19 protein-coding genes are annotated in these 20,293 nt (G+C 74.8%); 2 read left to right on the top strand and 17 right to left on the bottom strand.

Annotation, left to right across the window (positions count from 1 at the left end; genetic code table 11):
- Nucleotides 1-657 precede the first annotated feature (657 nt).
- The 12 genes from gmk to MNY60_RS19655 are packed head-to-tail and all read right to left on the bottom strand — an operon-like array spanning nucleotide 658 to nucleotide 12,414.
- On the bottom strand, nucleotides 658-1,329 hold the full coding sequence (gmk, locus tag MNY60_RS19710; RefSeq protein ID WP_242361545.1) for a guanylate kinase: 672 nt from the start codon (nucleotides 1,327-1,329) through the stop codon (nucleotides 658-660).
- Nucleotides 1,319-2,194 carry a YicC/YloC family endoribonuclease gene (locus tag MNY60_RS19705; RefSeq protein WP_242361543.1) on the bottom strand — a complete coding sequence of 292 codons (876 nt, stop codon included), beginning with the start codon at nucleotides 2,192-2,194 and terminating at the stop codon, nucleotides 1,319-1,321. The genes gmk and MNY60_RS19705 overlap by 11 nt, the downstream gene beginning before the upstream one ends.
- Before the next feature lie 56 nt (nucleotides 2,195-2,250).
- Complete coding sequence (locus MNY60_RS19700) at nucleotides 2,251-2,463, bottom strand: Trm112 family protein (RefSeq protein WP_242340393.1); 213 nt, start codon at nucleotides 2,461-2,463, stop codon at nucleotides 2,251-2,253.
- Nucleotides 2,464-2,484: 21 nt separating this feature from the next.
- A complete protein-coding gene (locus MNY60_RS19695) occupies nucleotides 2,485-3,618 on the bottom strand; it encodes a glycosyltransferase family 4 protein (protein ID WP_242340394.1) in 1,134 nt (377 codons plus the stop codon).
- 20 nt (nucleotides 3,619-3,638) lie between these two features.
- The gene (locus MNY60_RS19690) at nucleotides 3,639-4,133 is read right to left on the bottom strand and encodes an adenylyltransferase/cytidyltransferase family protein (RefSeq protein ID WP_242340395.1); all 495 of its coding nucleotides are present in this window, start codon (nucleotides 4,131-4,133) and stop codon (nucleotides 3,639-3,641) included.
- Nucleotides 4,130-5,140 carry a bifunctional heptose 7-phosphate kinase/heptose 1-phosphate adenyltransferase gene (locus MNY60_RS19685; protein ID WP_242340396.1) on the bottom strand — a complete coding sequence of 337 codons (1,011 nt, stop codon included), beginning with the start codon at nucleotides 5,138-5,140 and terminating at the stop codon, nucleotides 4,130-4,132. The genes MNY60_RS19690 and MNY60_RS19685 overlap by 4 nt, the downstream gene beginning before the upstream one ends.
- A 9-nt stretch (nucleotides 5,141-5,149) precedes the next feature.
- The gene (locus tag MNY60_RS19680; protein ID WP_242356322.1) at nucleotides 5,150-6,064 is read right to left on the bottom strand and encodes a lysophospholipid acyltransferase family protein; all 915 of its coding nucleotides are present in this window, start codon (nucleotides 6,062-6,064) and stop codon (nucleotides 5,150-5,152) included.
- A 5-nt stretch (nucleotides 6,065-6,069) separates the two neighbouring features.
- A complete protein-coding gene (gene lpxK, locus MNY60_RS19675; RefSeq protein ID WP_242340398.1) occupies nucleotides 6,070-7,185 on the bottom strand; it encodes a tetraacyldisaccharide 4'-kinase in 1,116 nt (371 codons plus the stop codon).
- A complete protein-coding gene (locus MNY60_RS19670; protein WP_242340399.1) occupies nucleotides 7,182-8,180 on the bottom strand; it encodes a glycosyltransferase family 9 protein in 999 nt (332 codons plus the stop codon). The genes lpxK and MNY60_RS19670 overlap by 4 nt, the downstream gene beginning before the upstream one ends.
- Nucleotides 8,177-9,457 (bottom strand): 3-deoxy-D-manno-octulosonic acid transferase, encoded by a 1,281-nt coding sequence (locus MNY60_RS19665; RefSeq protein ID WP_242340409.1) that lies wholly within the window; start codon nucleotides 9,455-9,457, stop codon nucleotides 8,177-8,179. Before MNY60_RS19665 ends, MNY60_RS19670 begins: the two co-directional genes overlap by 4 nt.
- Before the next feature lie 24 nt (nucleotides 9,458-9,481).
- On the bottom strand, nucleotides 9,482-10,576 hold the full coding sequence (locus tag MNY60_RS19660) for a PHP domain-containing protein (RefSeq protein WP_242340400.1): 1,095 nt from the start codon (nucleotides 10,574-10,576) through the stop codon (nucleotides 9,482-9,484).
- A 2-nt stretch (nucleotides 10,577-10,578) separates the two neighbouring features.
- The gene (locus MNY60_RS19655) at nucleotides 10,579-12,414 is read right to left on the bottom strand and encodes an ABC transporter ATP-binding protein (protein ID WP_242340401.1); all 1,836 of its coding nucleotides are present in this window, start codon (nucleotides 12,412-12,414) and stop codon (nucleotides 10,579-10,581) included.
- 189 nt (nucleotides 12,415-12,603) lie between these two features.
- On the opposite strand from MNY60_RS19655, the gene MNY60_RS19650 reads away from it, so the two are divergent.
- A complete protein-coding gene (locus tag MNY60_RS19650) occupies nucleotides 12,604-13,059 on the top strand; it encodes a hypothetical protein (protein WP_242340402.1) in 456 nt (151 codons plus the stop codon).
- Nucleotides 13,060-13,103: 44 nt separating this feature from the next.
- Here MNY60_RS19650 and MNY60_RS19645 read toward each other — a convergent pair whose 3' ends face one another.
- The 5 genes from MNY60_RS19645 to lpxB form a co-directional block, all read right to left on the bottom strand.
- Nucleotides 13,104-15,173 (bottom strand): translation factor GTPase family protein, encoded by a 2,070-nt coding sequence (locus MNY60_RS19645; protein ID WP_242340403.1) that lies wholly within the window; start codon nucleotides 15,171-15,173, stop codon nucleotides 13,104-13,106.
- 141 nt (nucleotides 15,174-15,314) lie between these two features.
- Nucleotides 15,315-17,012 carry an AMP-binding protein gene (locus MNY60_RS19640; protein WP_242361541.1) on the bottom strand — a complete coding sequence of 566 codons (1,698 nt, stop codon included), beginning with the start codon at nucleotides 17,010-17,012 and terminating at the stop codon, nucleotides 15,315-15,317.
- Nucleotides 17,013-17,096: 84 nt separating this feature from the next.
- A complete protein-coding gene (locus MNY60_RS19635; RefSeq protein ID WP_242356316.1) occupies nucleotides 17,097-17,747 on the bottom strand; it encodes a MarC family protein in 651 nt (216 codons plus the stop codon).
- A gap of 43 nt (nucleotides 17,748-17,790) precedes the next feature.
- A complete protein-coding gene (locus MNY60_RS19630) occupies nucleotides 17,791-18,531 on the bottom strand; it encodes a polyprenol monophosphomannose synthase (protein ID WP_242340406.1) in 741 nt (246 codons plus the stop codon).
- Entirely contained in the window at nucleotides 18,528-19,661 is a 1,134-nt protein-coding gene (gene lpxB / locus MNY60_RS19625; protein WP_242340407.1) for a lipid-A-disaccharide synthase, read from the bottom strand. Before lpxB ends, MNY60_RS19630 begins: the two co-directional genes overlap by 4 nt.
- A 119-nt stretch (nucleotides 19,662-19,780) precedes the next feature.
- Here lpxB and MNY60_RS19620 point away from each other — a divergent pair.
- Nucleotides 19,781-20,293: tetratricopeptide repeat protein (locus MNY60_RS19620; protein ID WP_242361539.1), on the top strand; the 513-nt coding region annotated here is incomplete at its 3' end.

Here is a 20,293-nt window from a genome sequence, read left to right as displayed (position 1 = left end):
CCTCTTTCGAGGCCGACTGGCATGGTGATGCATCGGAATTGTTTGCAAACTCAAGGAATGCGGGTCCGCATTCCGTCGTAGGCTTGCTATTCAGTTTTCAAAGACCGAACGAACCCTCCCGATCCGTTCCCGGCTCGGGCCTGACTTGCGCGGTGTCTCGAGGACAATCCGTTCCGTCAGCGAGGGCGGCGTGTTTAACAGCTTGCCGTCCCAGTGTCCAGGGCTGATTCCGAGCAACTCGGAACCCGCCCTTTCGTGAGGGAGTCGGTTTCTAGCCGACCCGCCTCCGCCCGTCAAGCCCCTCGCGACGTTCAGCCGTGTCGCGTTCGAGCTCGAGGAGGGCTCAGCTTCTACCCTCCATCGGGCACCCCGTCAAGCGCGTCCGAATCATCCGTTCGGCCGAGCCTGGGAGGGGGCGTCTTGTAGCCGCCTCCCGGGGGTACGTCAAGGAAGAAACCCTGCTACTTCGGATGCTTGCTGCCGGGTTTCCACCAGAACCGGGGGCAGCTTCTACCCCCGCTCTCCCCTCCCGTCAAGCTGGCTCCGGATCGTGCTGTCCGCCGTCCGTGAGCCCGTCGCCGCGAGGGGTGCGCGTTGTACCCGCGTCCCGAGAGGGAGTCAAGCCGTCGAGGCCTCCTCCCCTCCCCTGCTCGCTCGTCAGCGCGCCCAGCCGCGCAGCTCCGCGCGCTCGCGCAGGCAGCGCTCCGCGATCTCCGCTGCGGCGGGATCGCGCCGCCCGGCGCGGCGCGCGCGCACGTGCGCGGCGATCGCGTCGAGCTTCGCGAGCGCGTCCTCGAGCTCGTCGTTCACCACGACGAACTCGTAGGTCTGGAGCCCGCGCGCGATCTCGTCGTGCGCGGCTGCGAGCCGCCGCCGGATCACGTCCTCCGCGTCGGTGGAGCGGCCGCGCAGCCGGCGCTCCAGCTCGGCCTCGTCGGGCGGGAGCACGAGCACCGTCGCCGCCGCGTCGGGCCAGGCCGCGCGGATCTGGGCGCCACCCTGGACGTCGATGTCGAACAGCGCGATGCGTCCCGCCGCGAGCGCGGCGTCGACCGTGTGACGGAGCGTGCCGTAGCGCCTGGCGTGGACCTCCGCCCACTCGGCGAAGGCGCCCTCCCGGACGAGCTCGGCGAAGCGCTCCGGCGTGACGAAGTGGTAGTCCACCCCGTCGCGCTCGTCGCCGCGCGGCGCGCGCGTCGTCGCGGAGATCGAGAACACCGCGTCGGGGTGCGTCGCGCGGAAGCGGTGCGCGAGCGTGGTCTTGCCGGCGCCGGAGGGCGCGGAGAGGACGAGGAGCAGCCCGGGCGCGGGGGAGGCCTCACTCGACATTCTGCACCTGCTCGCGCATGCGCTCGATCTCGGCCTTGAGCGCGACGACCACGCCAGCGATCTCGGCGCTCTGCGACTTGGAGCCGACCGTGTTCACCTCGCGGTGCATCTCCTGGACGAGGAAGTCGAGCTTGCGCCCGGCGGGCTCGCCGCCCCCGAGGAGCGCGCGCACCTGCGCGGCGTGGCTCGCGAGCCGCGTGAGCTCCTCCGCGACGTCGCTCCGGTCGGCGAGCAGCGCGACCTCCTGCGCCAGCCGCGCCGGGTCGAGCGCCACCCCGCGCGTGAGCTCGGCGAGCCGCTCCTCGAGCCGCGCGCGGTGGTGCTCCACCGCCTGGGGCGCGAGCACCGCGACCCGCGCCGCCAGCGCCTCGACCGTCGCGAGCCGCGCGGCGAGATCGCGGGCCAGCGCCTCGCCCTCGCGGGCGCGCATCTCGACGAGCGCCTCGAGCGCCGCCCCGAGGCCGGCCCGCAGGGCCTCGCGCGCGCCGTCGAGGTTCACGTCGCGCTCGTCGAGCCGCACCACGCCGTCCGCGGCGAGGATGTCGGCGAGCGTCGCGCCGGCGGCGAGGCCGAGGCGCACCTGGAGCTCGGCGAAGGCGCGCGCGTACGCCTCGGCGAGCTGGACGTCCACCCGCGGCGCGAGGCCGCCCGCGCCCGCGGCGCGCCGGATCGACACGTCCACGCTCCCGCGCGCGAGCCGATCCTTCACGGCCTTCGCCGCCTCGAGCTCGAGCGCCGCGTACTCGCGCGGCAGCCGGACCTTCACCTCGCAGAACTTGTGGTTGACGGAGCGGACCTCGACGTCGAGCTCCTCGCCCGCGGCCGCGCCGTGGCCGGCGCCGTAGCCCGTCATGCTGCGGATCATCGCTCCACCCCGGGGCAATTCATGGGCGCGGACCGTAGCGTCGCCCACCGGGAGCGTCAAGGCGCGCCGCCGCCCTCTCCGGAGCGGCCGGGCGGACGATCGCCGAGCGGCCGCGCCTCGTCGAGCAGCATCACCGGGATGTCGTCCTCGATGCGGAAGACCAGCCGGCACGCGTGGCAGCGGATCTCCCGGAGCTCCTCGCGGAACTCGAGATCGCCCTTGCAGCGCGGGCAGGCGAGGATCTCCTTCAGCTCGGGCGCGAGCGCCATCGAAAACCTCCGGCGCGGAGATTACGCCGCGCGTCCGGCGGGCGGCAAGGCCAGGATCTCGGCGAGGAACGCGGCGATCGCGTCGCCTCGCGCGGTCTCCGTGAACGCGGTGGTCATGCGCTCGCGCGCGGCCCGCCCCATGGCCTTCGCGCGGGCAGGCGCGCCGAGGAGCTCCACGAGGGCGTCGGCGAGCGCGGCGACGTCGCCCTGCGGGACGAGGAGCCCCGTCGACCCGTCGACGATCGCCTCCGCGGGCGCGCCGAAGCGGTACGCCACCCCCGGCCGCCCCGCGGCCATGCCCTCGAGCAGCGCGCGGCAGGTGCCGTCGTTCCCCTCCGCGAGCAGCACCTTCGCGTCCAGCGTCCGGTACGCCGCGGCGAGCTCGGCCCCTGCCCGGTACCCGGCGAAGACGACGTTCCGCTGGAGCCCGCGGTGCGCGACCCGCACCCGGAGCGCCTCCTCCCCCTCCCCCCGCCCGACCACGACGAGCCGCGCCTCGGGGAGCCGGTCGGCCACCCCGCGGAAGGCGTCCACGAGATCCTCGTGGCCGCGGCCGGGCTTGATCCGCGAGACGATGCCGGCGACCGGCGCTCCGGCCGCGATGCCGAGCTCCTCGCGCAGGTCGGGGCCCTCCGGCGTGAACGTCCCCGCGTCCACCGCGCCGCGCGTGGCGAGCACCCGCGCCTCCGGGACGCGAAAGCGCTCGACGAGGACCCGCGCGTGGGCCTCGCACACCGCCACGAGGCCGTCGGTGCGCCGGAACGCGAGGCCCTGCACGCCGCCCCGGGCGAGGGCGCGCGCGGCGTGCACCGTCCGCACGACGCGCGCCCGGCCGCCGGCGCCCGCGGCGAGCAGCGCCAGCACGTGATCGTGCGAGAAGTTCGCGTGCAGCACGTCCACGCCCCCGCGCGCGAGCGCGGCGAGGCGTCCGACGTCGCGGAGGTAGCGGACGGGCCCGGACTTCGGGGAGAGCGCGAGGTCGCTGCGCACCGCGAGCCCCTCGGCGCGGAGCCGCTCGACGAGGTTGCCGGGGCGGAGCGTCTCGACCGCGAGCTCCACCTCGTGGCCGTGCGCGAGGAGCGCCCGCGCCACCGAGGCCATCGGCTCGGCCGGGCCGGTCCACCACGCCGACGAGAGGAGCTCCAGGACCCGCACGCCGGCCGCCGCGCGCCCGCCTACCGGCGCGTCGCCTCGAGCTTGCCGATGAGCTCGGTGGTGGAGTGGTCCTTGGGATCGCCCGCGACCGCCACGCGGCCGCCGTAGGAGCGCACCTCGGCCGCCTCGGGGATCGTGTCGGGCGTGTAGTCGGTGCCCTTCACCTGCACGTCCGGGCGGAGCGCGCGGATCACCGGGACCACGTCCTTCGAGTCGAAGAGGACCACGTGATCCACGCAGGTGAGCGCCTCGAGGATCTCGGCGCGCTCCGTCTCCGGGACGACCGGCCGCCCGGGCCCCTTGTTCGCGCGCGTGGAGGCGTCGCTGTTTACCGCGACGACGAGCAGGTCCGCCTCCGCCTTCGCGCCCTGCAGGTAGCGGAGGTGTCCCACGTGGAAGAGGTCGAAGACGCCGTTCGCGAGCGCGATGGTCCGGCCGGCCGCGGTCGCGGCGGCCCGCACGGCCGGGAGCTCGTCGAGGGCGACGCGCTTCGAGGCGCTCAAGTCGGACCTCATGGGCGGAGGAGCTCCGCGGCGAGCTCGTCGCGCGACACGGTGGCGGTCCCCGGCTTCTGCACGACGAGCGAGCCCGCCACGTTCGCGAGGCGCGCGGCCGTCACCGCATCGCCCCCTGCGGCGAGGCCCGCGCTGAAGGTGGCGGCGACGGTGTCGCCCGCGCCGGTCACGTCCACGGCGTCCTGGCTGCCGTGCGCGGGGACGTGCACGGGCGGCAGCCCCTTGCGGAAGACGGACATGCCGTTTCGCCCGCGGGTGACGAGCAGCACCTCGCAGTCCACGCGCTTCTGGAGGGTGCGCGCGGCGCGCTCGAGGGCGCCCGGCTCGCCGAGCGGCACGCCGGACGCCGCCTCGAGCTCGACCTCGTTCGGCTTCACCATGGTGAGGCCGGTGTAGGCGCGCAGCTGGTAGCGCGAGTCGACGCAGACCGGGACCCCGCCTCGCTTCAACCGGCGGAGCGCCTCGATGGCGTCGGCGTGAACCGTGCCCGAGCCGTAGTCGCTCGCGAGGATCGCCTGGGCCGAGCGCCCGTGCTTCTCGAGCTCGCGGACGAGCCGCTTCTGGACCGCCGCGGAGAGCGGCTCGCGGGGCGCGCGGTCGAGGCGGATCATCTGCTGGCGCCGGCTCGAGCGGCCGCCGGCCAGGATCCGCGTCTTCGCCTCGGTGGGACGGCCCGCGACGCGGATCAGCCCCGAGACGTCGATGCCGCCGCCCTCGAGCTCGTCGAGGAGCGCGGTGCCGAGCGCGTCGTCCCCGACGACCCCCACGGCGCGGACCTTCACGCCGAGCGCGGCGAGGTTCTGCGCGGCGTTGCCGGCCCCGCCGGCCTTCAGCTCGGAGGCCTCGTAGCGCACGATGAGGACCGGCGCCTCGCGGCTGATCCGCTCCGTCTCGCCGTAGACGTACTCGTCCGCGACGAAGTCGCCCACCACCACCACCTCGGTCCGCGCGAACGAGGGGAGCAGGCCGGCGAGCGAGGGCAGGAGGTTTTCCCGGGGGCGGCGCACGCGCGTTTCCTACCGCGCGCCGTCCGCGCGCGTCAATGCGGAGGCGGCCGCCGGGGGACCCGCGGCCTCGCCCTCCGGCCGCGTCTTCCACCGGCGGTGGAGCCAGTACCAGCGGTCGGGGTAGAGGCGGATCCAGCGCTCGAGCCGGTCGTTCAGATCCTGCATGAACGCGAGCGCGTCCGCGTCTCGGTCGCCGGTGTCGGGCACCGCGAGGGGCCCCTCGATGACGACCTTGTGGCGCCCGTCGCCGAGCGGGACGGAGACCGTGAAGACCACGGCCGCCCCGGTGCGCATCGCGAGCAGCGCCGGGGTCGCGGCGGTCGCGGCCGGGACGCCGAAGAAGGTCGGGAAGATGGCGCGCCGGCGCGGCTGGTTCTGGTCGATGACGTAGCCGAGCACGCGCCCCGCCTTGAGCGAGCGGATCGCGGCCGAGAGCGTGCTGCCCCGCGTGACCACGAGATCCTCGACGCCGGCGCGGAGCCGCGCCTTTCGCCAGAGGTCGTTCGCGCCCGACTTGCCCATCTCGCGCGTGATCATGGTGATGGGGACGCCGCGCAGCGTGTGGGCGGCGGCCAGCACCTCGAAGTTCCCGAAGTGCCCGGTCGCGGCGATGACCCCCTTCCCGCGCGCGCGCGCCTCCTCGAACCGGTCCCAGCCCTCGTGCACGAAGATGCCCTCGAGCTCCTCGCGCGAGAGGGACGGCACGCGGAAGAAGTCCGGGATCATCTGCCCGAAGTTGCGGTAGGTGCGGCGCGCGATGTCTCTGCGCTCGCCCTCGGTCTTCTCGGGGAAGGCGAGCCGGAGGTTGTCGAGCACCACGCGCCGGCGGATCCGGCTCGTCCAGGCGAGCCAGCCGAGGGCTGCGCCGAGCGCCGCGACGACGCGGGGCGGGAGGCGGGCGAGGAAGAAGCCGAGGAGGCGCATGCGAGTCACCCAGCGCTGCGAGAGGAACCGGCGTGGACCGTGAGCGCTGCGTCGAGGACCTCGGCGAGGACCGCCTCCCCCCGGACGAGTTCCGCGTCGATGCGCACCGCGCACAGGCGCGGCTCGGCGGCGCGGGCCGGCGCGAGCCGGACGGCGTCCTTCTCGGTCATGACCACGCGCGCGCGGGCGGCCTCCGCGGCGCGGAGGACGTCGTCGAGCTCGCGCTCGGTGAACCGGTGGTGGTCGGGGAAGGCCCGCTCCGCGACCACCTCGGCGCCGAGCCCGGCGAGGGTGCCGAGGAACGCGCCGGGCCGCGCGAGCCCGGACACGGCGATCACGCGCTCCCCGCGCAGCGCGCCGAGGCCGAGGCTCCGCCCGAGCGTCCCGTCGACCACGTCGACCGGCGCGTGCCGCGACTCGACCGGCGCGCGGCCGGTGGCGTCGAGCGCCAGCGCGCGCAGCGCCGTGAGCGCCGCCGCGTCCGCCCCGTCCACCCGGGAGAGCCAGACGAGCCCCGCGCGCCGGATCGCCCCGCGAGGCTCGCGGTTCGGGCCGCGCGGCAGCAGGTGCCCGTTGCCGAACGGATTCGCGGCGTCGAGCACCACGACGTCGAGGTCGCGCGCGAGGGCGCGGTGCTGGAACCCGTCGTCGAGGACGAGGGCGTCGGCGCCGAGCGTGGCGACCGCGAGAGCGGCGAGCGCGGCGCGGCGGGGACCGCACAGCACGGCGACGCCCGGCAGCCGGCGCGCGAGGAGCGCCGGCTCGTCGCCCGCCTCGTCCGCGCCGAGGAGCGTCCGCACCCCGTCGGAGACGACGCGCGGGTCGGCGCGCGACGCGCCGTAGCCGCGCGAGAGCACCGCCACGCGCCGGCCGCGCGCGGCGAGCCGGCTCGCGACCGCGATGGCGGCGGGCGTCTTGCCGGCGCCGCCGACCGCGACGTTGCCGATCGACACGACCGGAACGCCGGCGCGCGCCTGGGCGAGCAGCCCGCGGTCGTAGAGCGCGCCGCGGGCCGCGGCGCCCACCCGGAACAGGCCCTCCGCGAGGACGAGCGGCGCGAGCAGCGCGGTCTCGCCGGGCGCGGCGCGGGGTCGCCACCAGATCCGCTCCACGAGGCTCATCGGGCGAGCAGCTCGCGGGACGCCGCGAGCACGGCCTCGGGCGCGAGATCGCGCAGGCAGCGGTGGTGGCCCTCGGGGCAGTAGTCCCCTCCGTGGTTCGAGCACGGGGCGCAGGCGAGCGCCAGCGAGAGCGACCGCCCTGGCGCGGGCGGTCCCCAGCGCGCCGCCGAGGTCGGGCCGAAGAGCGCGAGCGCCGGGACGCCGACCGCCGTGGCGAGGTGCACGGGGCCCGAGTCGCACGCGACGAGGAGCCGGACGCGGGAGAGCGCGGCGGCGAGCGCGTCGAGCGGCAGGAACGAGAGGTCGGCGGCCACCTCGCAGCGGGCGGCGGCGCGGAAGGCGGCGAACGCGTCGCGGTCGCCCGGCCCGCCGCACAGCACGATCCGGTGGCCCTCGGCGGCGAGCGCGTCGGCGACCGCGGCGAACCGCTCCGCCGCCCAGCGCTTCGTGGCCCAGCGGGCGCCCGGGGCGACGGCGACGATGGAGCCGTCCACCGCGCCGAGCGCGTCGTCGGCGAGGGCCCGCGCCTGCGCCGAGAGCGCGACCTTCATCCGGCCGGGCTCGCCGATGCCGAACGGCGCGAGGGCCTCCGCGTAGAGGCGGGTCTGGTGCGCGCGCACGAGCGGCGGGTCCGCCCCGAAGACCGACCGCAGCGCCTGCAGCGCGGAGCGGCGGCGGAAGGCGGCGCGCATCGGCGCGGCGGCGCGCGCCACGAGGACGCTGCGGGCCTTGTGCTGGAGGTCGATCGCGACGTCGAACCGGCCGCGCAGGCTCGAGGCGAGCCCCCACGCGCCGTTCGTGCCGTCGCGCCCGAGCCGGTGGACCTGGGCGAGCTCCGGCAGCCCCTCGAGCAGCGGCGCGTAGAGCGCGTCCGTCACCCACTCGATCCGCGCCGCGGGGAAGCGCCGGCGCAGGGGCTCGAGGACGCTCGTCGCGAGGACGACGTCCCCGAGCGCGCTGTAGCGGACGACGAGGATGCTCGCCGGATCCGTCACGCCGCCGCCTTTCCACGCGGGAGCATGGAGAGCATGTGCTCGACGTTGCGGGCGCTCGCGCCGCGGATCGACGTCACCGAGCCGCGCGCCAGCGCGCCGAGCTCCTCGAGCTGGTCGGGCCGCGAGAGCAGCTCCTCGGCCACCTTGAGGAGCTGCTCGGGCGAGGCGACCTGGATCCCGCCGCGCCCCTGCAGCACCTGCACCGAGTCCTTGAAGTTCTCCATGTGCGGCCCGAACAGCACGGGCTTCCCCTGCGCCGCGGGCTCGAGCACGTTCTGCCCGCCGCGCGTGACGAAGCTGCCGCCGACGAAGACCAGCGTCGCGAGGCGGTAGGCGATCGAGAGCTCGCCGATGGTGTCGAGCAGCGTGACCTGCGCGTGGCCCGCGGGCGCGCCGCCGCTGCGCAGGCGGACGCCGAGCCCCGCCTCCGCCGCGAGCGCCATGATCTTGCCGCAGCGCTCGAGGTAGCGCGGCGCGATGACGAGCTGGAGGCGCGGGTGGCGCTCGAGCAGCCCCTTGTACACGCCGAGGACGAGCTCCTCCTCGCCCTCGTGGGTGGAGCCGGCCATGAAGACGGGCGCGGTCGGGTCGAGGCCCATCTCCGCGCGGAGCGCCTGCTCCTTGCCCTCCGCGCCTTCGAGCACGAGCGCGTCGAACTTGGTGTTCCCGGTGACCCACACGCGATCGGGGGCGGCGCCGAGCGCGAGCGCCCGCTCCGCCTCCTCGTCCGAGCGCATGAGGAAGCAGTCGATGCGGCGGAGGGGGTTCCGGATGGCGCGGAACATCGCCCGGTAGCGCGAGAGCTTCGCCGGGTTGAAGCGGCCGTTCGTGAGCGCGATCCGCACCCCCGCCTTGCGGGCGGCGCGGATGAGGTTCGGCCAGATCTCCGTGTACTCGAGCACCAGGAGGTCGGGCTTCAGCGCCGCGACCGCGCGCCGGGTCGCGCCGAACAGATCGTACGGCGCGTACAGCACCACGTCGGCCTCGGCGAGCTTCTTCCGCGCCATCTCCTGGCCGCTGTTCGTGATGGTGGTGACGATGATGCAGGAGCCCGGCAGGCGCCGCTTCAGCTCCCGCATCATCGGCTGGAGCGAGAGGAGGTCGCCGGCGCTCGCGCCGTGCAGCCAGACCCGCGGGCTGCCCCGGCCGAGGTCGAGGCCGCGCCGGTAGAGGCCGAGGCGCTGGGCGATGCCGTGGCGCAGCTTCGGGTGCGTGAGCAGCACCGGCAGCGCGAAGACGAAGAGCGCGTAGCTCGCGATGACGTAGACGAGGTGCAGGGCGGGACCTCTCGTGGGGCGCTTTTACTCGATGCGCAAGGGGTTCGTGAAGATCCACGGCCGGCCGTCGATCCGGGCCTCCACGCGGTAGTCGCCGGGGGCGCACCGGCCGTCGCAGCGGAACGCGGCGCCGTCCGCGTCCGGGGCGAGCGCGCCCGCGGGGCGGCCGTCGCGCAGGAGCGCGAACCGGGCGCGCGGATCGGGGGGCGCGCCGAGCGACAGCGCGATCGTCTCCGGGTCGGGGCGCCCGAGCCGGACGCGCGCCGCCGGCGCGACGCCGTCGAAGACGCACGCCGCGCTGCCGTCGAGGAGCGCCGCGGTCACCGCGCGCGCGTCGGCCTCCGCGTCCCCGCTCCGGCGCACGGGCACGCGCATCGAGAACGCCTCGAAGGCCGCGCGGTAGCCCGGGTAGCCGTGCGCGTCGGCCGAGCACAGGAGCACGCGGACCTCGCCGCGGCCGCGCGCGGCGCCCTCCTCGGCGTCGAAGCGCGCGAGCTCGTCCGCGGGATCGGCGGCGAGCGCGAGCACGGCGCCGGCGCCGTCGAAGGGCAGCGCCGCCGCTGCGCGCACCACCTTGCTGGCCGCGCGATCGGTCACCACGCGGTACCAGGACGTGTCGTTCGAGACGACCTCGAAGCCGCGCCACGGCCCCCGACCCCAGCCGGTGAAGGGCCGGCGCGGGTGGAACGGGTGCGCCAGCACCGCCTGGCCGCCGAGCGCGGCGATCGCGCCGAGGGGATCGCGGACGCGCTCCTCCCGCGTGAGCGCGCGCGGCACCCCGAGCGCCACCACGTGTCCGTAGGGGGTCGAGACCTCGGTGGCGGGCACCACGAGGACGCCGTCGAGGTACTCCGCCCGCTCCGGGGCGCGGACGTTGTGATCGGTGACCACGACGAAGTCGAGGCCCGCGGCGCGCACCGCGGCGACCACCTCCGCGAGCGAGCCGCGGCCGTCGCTCGCGGTGGTGTGCACGTGGTAGGCGCCGCGCAGCCCCTCCCGCGCCGCGTCGGCGTGCGCGGCCCCGGAGCGGCGCAGCGTGCGCTCCCGGAGCGCCATCGCGCCGAACCCCGCGTAGCCGGCGAGGAGGAGGACGACCGCGGCGAGGACGATCCGCTTCAAGCCTAGCCCGCGCTCACGCGCGCCTCCGCGCGCGCCTCGCCCTCGAAGATCCGGTGGAGGCGCGCGTACTCGCCGCCGCGCGCGACGAGCTCGTCGTGGGTGCCGAGCTCGACCACGCGCCCGCCGGAGAGGACCACGATGCGGTCGGCGTTCCGCACCGTCGAGAGGCGGTGCGCGATGACGAGCGTGGTGCGGCGGCGTCCGCCCTCGATGGCCATGAGGGAGTCGAGCGCGCGCTGCACCTCGCGCTCGCTCTCCGCGTCGAGCGCGCTCGTCGCCTCGTCGAGCACGAGGATGGGCGCGTCCTTGAGGAAGGCGCGGGCGATCGCGATCCGCTGCCGCTGCCCGCCCGAGAGGAGGACCCCCTTCTCCCCCACGCGGGTGTCGTACCCGTGAGGCAGCGCCTCGATGAAGCCGTGCGCCTGCGCGAGCCGCGCCGCGCGCTCCACGTCGGCCTGCGCCACCTCGGGACGGCCGTAGGCGATGTTCGCGCGGATGGTGTCGTTGAAGAGCACCGTCTCCTGCGTCACGAGCGCGAGCTGGGCGCGCAGGCTCGCGAGCGTCACGTCGCGGACGTCCTTCCCGTCGACGGTGATCCGGCCGTCGGTGACGTCCCAGAAGCGCGGCAGGAGGTTCGCGACGGTCGTCTTGCCGCCTCCGGACGAGCCGACGAGCGCCACCACCTCGCCCTTGCGGATCTCGAGGTCGAGGCCGTGCAGCACCGGGCGATCGCCGTACGCGAAGGCCACCCGCTCGTAGCGGATCGCCTCCGCGAACCGCGGGAGGACCTCGCGGCCGTCGTCCGGCACGGCGGAGGGCGTGTCGAGGATCTCGAAGATCCGGTCGCCGGCCGCCGCGCCCTGCATCGCGATCTGCCCGACGCGCCCGAGCTGCTTCACGGGCGTGTAGAGGAGGAGCACCGCCGCCACGAAGGAGAAGAACTTCCCCGGCTCGAGCTCCCCCGCCAGGATCCGCCCGCCGACCCACCAGATCGCGGCCGCGAGCCCCGCCGCCCCCATGATCTCCATGAGCGGCGACGAGAAGGCCCGGACGAGATAGCTGCGGCGCAGGATCCGGATGAGCTTCCCGTTCGCCTCGGCGAAGCGGCCGGACTCCCAGCGCTCCATCCCGTAGGCCTGCACGACCCGCATCCCGCTCACCGCCTCCTGCACCATCTCGGACAGCTCGCCGGCGGTGGACTGGGCGTGGCCCGTGACGCGCTTCAGCCGCTTCGCGAGGCGCACGACCGGCAGGAGCGTGACGGGGACCGCGCCGAAGGCGACGAGCGACATGCGCCAGTCGAGGACGAAGCACGAGACGAGCATCACGATGACGGTGAGCCCGTCGCGCAGGTAGCTCGGGATCGCGTTCGAGACGGCGGTCTCGACCGAGAGCACGTCCGCCGAGAAGCGCTGGAGGATGTCGCCGGAGTGGCGGCGCGTGTAGAAGCCGGGCGACAGCCGCAGGAGGTGGTCGAAGAGGGCGCGGCGGACGTCCGCGATCATCCGCTGCCCGACCATCCCCATCAGGTAGAACTGCCCGAAGTAGGCCACGCCCTTCAGCGCGGCGACGCCGACGATGATCGCGGGCAGGATGCCGAGGATGGTCGAGCGGTCCAGCCGGGCGAGCTGGCCCGCGACGTCCCACGACGCCGGCACGAACTTGGCGAGGCTGCCGAGGGCCCGCGGGTCCCCGCGGAACAGGAACTCGAGCGCCGGCCCGAGCAGGTACACGTAGGCGGCCGTCGTGACCGACAGGATCGCCATGCAGAGGATGGCGACGGCGAGCGTCAGCTTGTACGGCGCGACGAAGCGGAGGAGTCTCAGGTACGAGCGCAAGGCGCGGCCATCCTATGCCAGAACGTCCGCGGGGGGCAGGACGACGCTACCCCGTCCGGGCGGCACCCTCACCCACCCGGCCGCCCGCCCGGCCGCCTGCCGCCCCCACTGGCCCGGTTGACCCACCCTCGCCGCCGGCGCCGAATCGGATCGTGGGCGCGGCCCACGCCGCGCGCCACGGAGGTCGCAATGGCGAGGACGGTGGAGCAGAGGCGGAACCCGGCGGGCGTCGAGCACTGCATCGCGATCACGGGCAAGGGCACGCCCGGCGGCACGGCGCTCGAGGAGGCGATCGAGGCGGTGACGAGGACCGCGGCGGTGCTGGCGGCGGCCAAGAAGAAGGGCGGGAACCTGTTCCGCCCGGGCGCGCCCGAGGTCCGGCTGCGTCCGGCCGGCGAGGGTGATCGCGGGAGCGGGGGCTTCACGGTGCTCGTGCGCGTCCCCGACTTCGTGAGCGCGCGCGACGCGCGCGAGGCGGCGCACGAGGCCGCGGAGCGTCGGCCCGCCGCCAAGGCCGTGAGGCTCGTCGCGGTGGGCGCGGCGGCGCTGCGCGGCGGCGGGCGGCCGGGCCGCGACCGGCAGCCGAGCGGGATCCGTCGCACGCGCTCGGGGCCGCAGCACCGGGCCCGCGAGACGCTGCGCTGAGCGACGGGTCGCGCTCGCGACGACCGTCGCAGCGCGCGGCTCGCTCACTCCTCGAGGCCCTTCACCTTCCCCTCCGCCCGCCGCCGCTCGATGATCTTCTGCGCGATGGGCGGCGGGACGGGGTCGTAGTGCGAGGCCTCCATCGTGAAGTACCCGACGCCCTGCGTGAGCGAGCGGAGGTCGGCGTCGTAGGTCATCGCCTCGGCGTGCGGGCAGAGGGCGCGGACGAGCACCCCGCGCGCGAGCGGCTCCATGCCCTGCACCTTCGCGCGCCGGCTGTTCAGGTCGCCCATCACCGCGCCGACGTACTCCTCGGGGACGCGCACCTCGAGCTTCATCACGGGCTCGAGGAGGATCGGGCGCGCCTCGAGGACGGCCTTCTTGAACGCCATCGAGCCCGCCACCTGGAACGCCATGTCGGAGCTGTCCACGTCGTGGTAGCTGCCGAACACGAGCCTCGCCCTGAAGTCGACGACCGGGTAGCCGGCGAGCGGCCCGGAGTGCAGGGCGCCGCGGATCCCCTTCTCGACCGAGGGGATGAACTGGCGCGGGACCACGCCGCCGACGATGGCGTCCTCGAACTCGAACCCCTCCCCGCGCGCCTTCGGCACGAGCTCGACGTGGGCGTCGCCGTACTGCCCGTGCCCGCCGGTCTGCCGCTTGAACTTGCCCTGCGCCTTGGCCGGCGCGGTGATGGTCTCGAGATACGCGGGCGTCGGGGGCGCGAGCGTGACCTCGACGCCGTGCTTGCGCTTCACGCGCTCCACCGTCACCTCGATGTGCGCCTGCCCCATGCCCTGGAGGAGCATCTCGCCCGTGTCCGGGGAGCGGGCCAGCTCGAGCGAGGGGTCCTCCTCGATGAGCTTCTGCAGCGCCGCGGCGGCCTTGTCGTCGCCGGCCTTCGCGTGGACGGCGTACGACACCGGCCGGGTGTGCTGCGCGAAGTGCGGCAGGAGGATGGGGGCGGCCGGGTCGCACAGCGTGTCGCCGGTGTGCGCGTCCTTCAGCTTCATGAGCACGACGAACTCGCCGGGTCCCGCCTCGGGCACCTCCGCCGTCTGCGCCCCGTCGGTGCGGTGCAGGTGCGAGACGCGCTCCTCGCTGCGGGTCCTGGGGTTCATCACGTTCGCGTCGTGCTTCAGGGTGCCGGAGAACACCCGGACGTAGTCGACGCGCCCGGCGAAGTGGTCGATGGTCGTCTTGAACACCTGCCCGCAGAACGGCGCCTCGGGGGTGGCGGGGCGCGTCACCTCCTTGCCGGCGAGGTCCTTGCCCTTCACCTCGCGCGCCTCGGGGCCCGGGACGATCCCAACGACGAGGTCGAGCAGCTCGCGGACGCCGACGCCGCTCTTCGCGCACGTGCACGCGACGACGAGGATGCGCTGCTCGGCTGCGCCCCGGGCGAGGCCGCGCGCGATCTCCTCCTCCGAGAGCGACCCGCCCTCGAGGTACTTCCCGAGCAGCTCGTCGTCCGACTCCGCGGCGGCCTCGACGAGCGCGGTGCGGAGGCGCTCCGCCTCGGCCGAGAGCTCGCCGGGGATCGCGCCCTCCTCGTACCGGCCCTTGCCGTCGTGCAGGTGAGCCTTCATCGAGACGAGGTCCACGAGGCCGGCGCACTTGCCGCCGCGCAGGATCGGGAGCTGGACCGGGACCGGCTTCACCTTGAGCGAGGACTCCACGTCGGCGAGCGTCCTCGCGAAGTCGGCCTGCTCGTGGTCGAGCCGGGTGATCACCGCGATCGCCGGGCGGCCCGAGTCGGCGAGCACGTCGTACGCGCGCTCGGCCCGGTTGTGCGCGCCGTCGGCGGCCGAGAGGGCGAGCACCGCGCCATCGGTCACCTGCAGCGCCCACTCCACCTCGGTGAGGAACGCGGCGAACCCCGGGCAGTCGAGCACGTGGAACGCCCGTCCGCCCTCCTCGAAGCTCTCGGGGTGGAGCGCCAGCGTGAAGTTTCGCTTCTTCTCCTCGGGCTCGGCGTCGAGGCGCGAGGTGGAGGCTTCGCCCGGGGGCCGCTTCGGATCGGCGATGCGCCAGAGCGCCTCGACGAGGGCGGTCTTGCCCGCCCCGTCGGCGCCGATGATGGAGAAGGTGCGGATCACGCGGGAGTTGGCCATGTCGTGTCTCCGGCTTCCCCGCGCCCCGGGGCGCGGGCGTGTGCGTTGAAGGATGCAACGAGACGCATGCGCGGCGCCACGTGTTCTTCACCGCGCGGCAGACGCGGCCCGAGAGGGCCGCGCCCGTTCGTCGCGCCCGCGTCAATCGCCCCTGGCGATCTCCGGGAAGTCGTCCTGCCAGAACTCGCGCGGGCCCCGCGGCGCCCCGGGCTCGCGGCCCTGCTCGCGGCGCCGCAGCTCGACCCGCCGGATCTTGCCCGAGACGGTCTTGGGCAGCTCCGAGAACTCCAGGCGGCGGACGCGCTTGTACGGCGCGAGCCTCCGGCGCAGGAACCGGAAGAGCTCGAGCGCGAGCTCGCGGTCCGGCGCGCGCCCCGGCTTGAGGATGATGAACGCCTTGGGGACGAGGCCGCCCACCGCGTCGGGGCTCGGCACGACGGCCGCCTCCGCGACGGCGTCGTGCTCGATGAGCGCGCTCTCGAGCTCGAAGGGGCTGATCCGGTAATCCGAGCTCTTGAAGACGTCGTCGGCCCGCCCGACGTAGGTCACGTACCCGTCCGCGTCCCGGGCGGCGACGTCGCCCGTGTGGTAATGGCCGTGGCGCGTCGTGAACTCGTTCAGGTTGGGGTCCTGCTCGTAGCCCGCCATGACGCCGGCCGGGCGCGGGTCGAGCGTGATGGAGAGCTCGCCCTCGGGCGCGTCGTTCCCCTCCTCGTCGAGCAGCGCGATGCGGTAGCCCGGCAGCGGGCGGCCCATCGAGCCGGGCTTGAGCGGCTGGCCCGGCGAGTTGCCGATCTGCGCCGTGGTCTCGGTCTGGCCGTAGCCGTCGCGGATCGTCACGCCCCAGGCCTTCCGGACCTTCTCGATCACCTCGGGGTTGAGCGGCTCGCCCGCCGAGAGCGCCTCGCGGACCTTCACCTGGTGGCGGGAGAGATCCTCGAGGATGAGCATGCGCCAGACGGTGGGCGGCGCGCACAGGGTCGTGATCTGGTGCCGCTCCAGGACGCCGAGCGTCTCGCGCGGCACGAACCTCGCGTAGTTGTGCACGAACACCGTCGCCCCGGCGTTGAACGGCGCGAAGAAGCTCGACCAGGCGTGCTTCGCCCAGCCCGGCGACGAGACGTTCATGTGCACGTCGCCCTCCCGCAGGCCGATCCAGTACATCGTCGAGAGGTGGCCCACCGGGTAGCTGCGCTGGGTGTGCACGACGAGCTTCGGCTTCGCGGTGGTGCCGCTCGTGAAGTAGAGCAGCACCGGGTCCGAGGACATCGTCTCGCCGTGCGGGATGAACAGCGACGACTCGTCGTAAGCGAGCTCGAACGGGATCCAGCCCGGCACCTGCTCGCCCACGACGTGCCGCGCGAACCCGCCGTCGAGCGCCCGCATCTTCTCCGCGCCGGCGGGGTCCGTCACGACGTGGCGCACCCGGCCGCGCTCCACGCGATCGACGAGGTCCTCCGGCGTGAGCAGCGTGCTCGCCGGGATGACGCACGCGCCGAGCTTCATGGCCGCGAGCATCACCTCCCAGATCTGCACGCAGTTCGGCAGCATCATGAGGATGCGATCGCCGCGCTCGACGCCGTGGCGGCGGAGGTAGATCGCGACGCGGTTGGAGCGCTCCGCCAGCTCGGCGTACGAGAGGCGCACCTCCGCGCCGTACTCCTCCACGAGGTGCAGCGCCGTCCGCGGGTTGCCGTCCGCGACGATGTCGAACCAGTCGAGCGCCCAGTTGAAGCGATCGAGGGCCGGCCAGCGGAACTCCCGGTAGGCGGTCTCGTAGTCCTCGCGGTGCTGCACGAGGAAGTCGCGGGCGCGGCGGAAGCTCTCCGTGGACGACATGCGGGCCTCCCGGGGTGGAGGCCGAGTGTGACAGACGGCCACAGGGCATTGCGAGACGCCCCGCCCGTCCCGTCCGGGTGCTCGCTAGGGACCCAGCAGGCGTCCGGCGAAGGACTCGGACAGCCCATCGAGCATGAACTGGATGCCGATGGCGACGAGCAGCAGGCCCGCCGCGCGCTCGAGGATGGCGAGGCCGGTCCGCCCCAGCACGCGCTCCGTCCGCGTGGCGCCTGCGAGGATCACGTAGCTCCCCGCGGCGGTGAGCGCGATCGCGACCAGCACGGGGATGGCGTGCCACCAGGGCCCGCTCCGCGCGCGCGCCATGAGGACGACGGCGGTCGCGATGCTCCCCGGCCCGGCGAGCAGCGGCATCGCGAGCGGCACGATGGCGATGTCCTCCTTGTCGGCGCCCGCCTCCACCTCACCCTCGGTGATGCGCGTCCTGGACGGCTGGGTGCGGATCATGTCGAGCGCGAGGAGGAGCAGCACGACCCCGCCGGCGATCTTGAACGCGCCGAGGCTGATGCCGAGCAGCTTGAAGATCCAGGCGCCGGCGAGCGCGAACGCGGCGAGCACGAGGCCGGCGGCGATGGCCGCGCGGAGCGCGATGACGCGCCGCTCCTCCGCGCTGTGCCGCCTCGTCATCGCGAGGAAGAACGGCACCGCAGAGAACGGATCGACGACGAAGAAGATCGCCGAGAACGAGACGAGGCCGAGGCCGAGGAGCTCACCCATGACGAGGCGGGCGGAAGATACCGCGGACGGCCGCGGCGCGGGGCTACTTCTCGGGCGCGGCGCGGCGCGCGAACCCCGAGCGGCGGATCGACCAGACCTTGCGCACCGCCTCGATCACGATCCGGCGCGACATCTTCGACTGCCCCACCCGCCGGTCCGCGAAGACGATCGGCACCTCCACCACCCGGAACCCCCGCCGGAGCGCGCGGTAGGTGAGCTCGATCTGGAACGCGTAGCCCGAGCACTCGACGCTCGGCAGGTCGATCGCCTCGAGCACCTCGCGCCGGAAGCACTTGAACCCGCCGGTGAGGTCGCGCACGCGCACGCCGAGGATGGTCCGCGCGTAGAGGCTGCCCCCGCGCGAGATGAGCTTGCGGCCGAGGCCCCAGTTCACCGTCCCGCCGCCCGGGACGTAGCGCGAGCCGAGCACGAGGTCGGCGTCGCTGCGGGCGCGAGCGAGCAGGGCCGGCAGGTAGCGCGGGTCGTGCGAGAAGTCGGCGTCCATCTCGAGCACGTAGGCGTACCCGCGCGAGAGCGCCCAGTCGAAGGCGGCGAGGTACGCCCTCCCGAGCCCCTGCTTCGCGGCGCGGTGGAGCACGTGGACGCGCGGCTCGCGCGCGGCGAGCCGGTCGGCGAGCTCGCCCGTGCCGTCCGGCGAGCTGTCGTCCACGACGAGCACGTCCACGTCCGGCGTGGCGGCGAGGATGCCCGCGACGATGGGCTCGAGGTTCTCGCGCTCGTCGTAGGTGGGGAGGCAGACGATCGCCGGGCGCCGCTCCGTCATGACATCACCCCCACGATCTCCTCCGCCACGCGCCGGGGCGCGCCGGGCTCGCCGAGCGAGTCGCGCACCTCCTGCAGCGCCGCGAGCTGCGCGTCGCGCACCGCGCGATCGCCGAGGAGCCGCTCGATCTCCGCGGCCATGCGCGCCGGGCTCGCCTCTCCCTGCAGGAGCTCGGGGACGACGCTTCGGCCGGCGAGGATGTTGACGAGCGCGAAGTGCGCGATGCGCACGAGCATCCTGCCGAGCGCGTACGTGAGCCAGGAGAGCCGGTACACCACGACCATCGGCCGGAGCATGATCGCGGTCTCGAGCGTGGAGGTGCCGCTCTTCACGATGGCGGCGTCGCTCGCGCCCACCACCTCCTCGGTGCGCCCGTCGACGAGCTTCACCTCGATGGTGCGGTGCACGGCGAGGTACGGCTCGAGCGCGGCGCGCGGGAGGGTCGGGGCGACCGGCACCACGAACTGCGCGTCGGGGTGGACGGCCTTGATCCGCTCGGCGGCCTCGAGCATGGGCGCGAAGAGGCGCTTCAGCTCCGACGCGCGGCTCCCCGGCACGAGCGCGACGGTGGTCCGGCCGTTCGCGAGCCCGAGGGCGGCGCGGTAGCGGTCCGGGGCCTCCGGCGGCGGCCGCTCCGCGAAGGGGTGCCCGACGAAGCGCGCCCGGACGCCGGTGCCCTCGTAGAAGCTCGGCTCGAACGGGAGGATGCAGAGCATCCGGTCGACGACCTTCGCGATCTTCTTCGCCCTGCCCTTCCGCCACGCCCAGATGGTGGGCGAGACGTAGTAGACGACGGGGATCCCGAGCTTCTTGAGCTTCGCCGCGAGGCGGAGGTTGAAGTCCGGGAGGTCGACGAGCAGGGCCGCCTTGGGGCGGCGCTCGGCGGCGGCGCGCGCGAGCAGGCGCAGGATCCCGAGGATCCGCGGCAGCCGCGGCAGCACCTCGGCGACCCCCATCACCGAGATGTCCTCCGCCGGCGCGAGCACCTCGAGCCCCGCGGCGCGCAGCCGCGGACCGCCGACCCCGAACGCGTGGATCCCGGGCCGCAGCGCCGCGAGCTCCTCGAGCGCGCGCGCCGCGTGCAGATCGGCGCTCGCCTCGCCGGCGACGATGAGGATCTCCTCGGACAAGCCGGCGGGTCATAACACGCACGCCTGGGCGGTCCAACGGTCCCAGGGGTCGGTGTGGGCACCCGGCGCCACGAAGATCGCGGTGGAGCCCCGCGCCGGTGCGTGGCTAACATCCCCCCGTGCCGCTCTTCCGCCGCCGGCCGCGCACGCGAGCCGAGATCGTCGCCGCCGCCGACCGCGCCCGGGCGCGCGGACGCATCCGCAAGGCGGTGGCCGGGTACCGCGAGGCCCTCCGCAACGACCCCGAGGACCCCTCGCTGAACGTGAAGCTCGCTCCGCTGCTCGCGCGCCTCGGCCAGGGCGCCGAGGGCGCCCGCTGCTTCCGCCGCGCGGCGGAGCGCCACCTCGCCGCGGGGTTCACCGATCGCGCCGCAGCGGTGTGCGCCACGGCGACCGGGGTGTTCCCCCTCGAGCCCGCCTTCCGCGTCGAGCTCGCCCGTCTGCACGCGCTGCGGGGCCGCCGGGCCGACGCGGTGGGTGCCCTCGTGGACGGCGGGCGCGCGCTCGCCCGGGCGCGGCGCCGCCCGGCCGCCGTGTCGCTCCTGCGCCGCGCGCTGGCGCTCGAGCCGCTGCACCTCGCGGCGCGGCTCGCGCTCGCGCCGGCGCTCGCCGCCGAGGGTGAGCGCGAGGAG

This window comes from Anaeromyxobacter sp. SG17, assembly GCF_022690695.1.
In the GTDB taxonomy this organism is placed as follows: Bacteria; Myxococcota; Myxococcia; order Myxococcales; family Anaeromyxobacteraceae; genus Anaeromyxobacter; species Anaeromyxobacter soli.
Note: the sequence above shows the minus strand (reverse complement) of the source record. Positions and strands in the feature narration are given on the sequence as shown.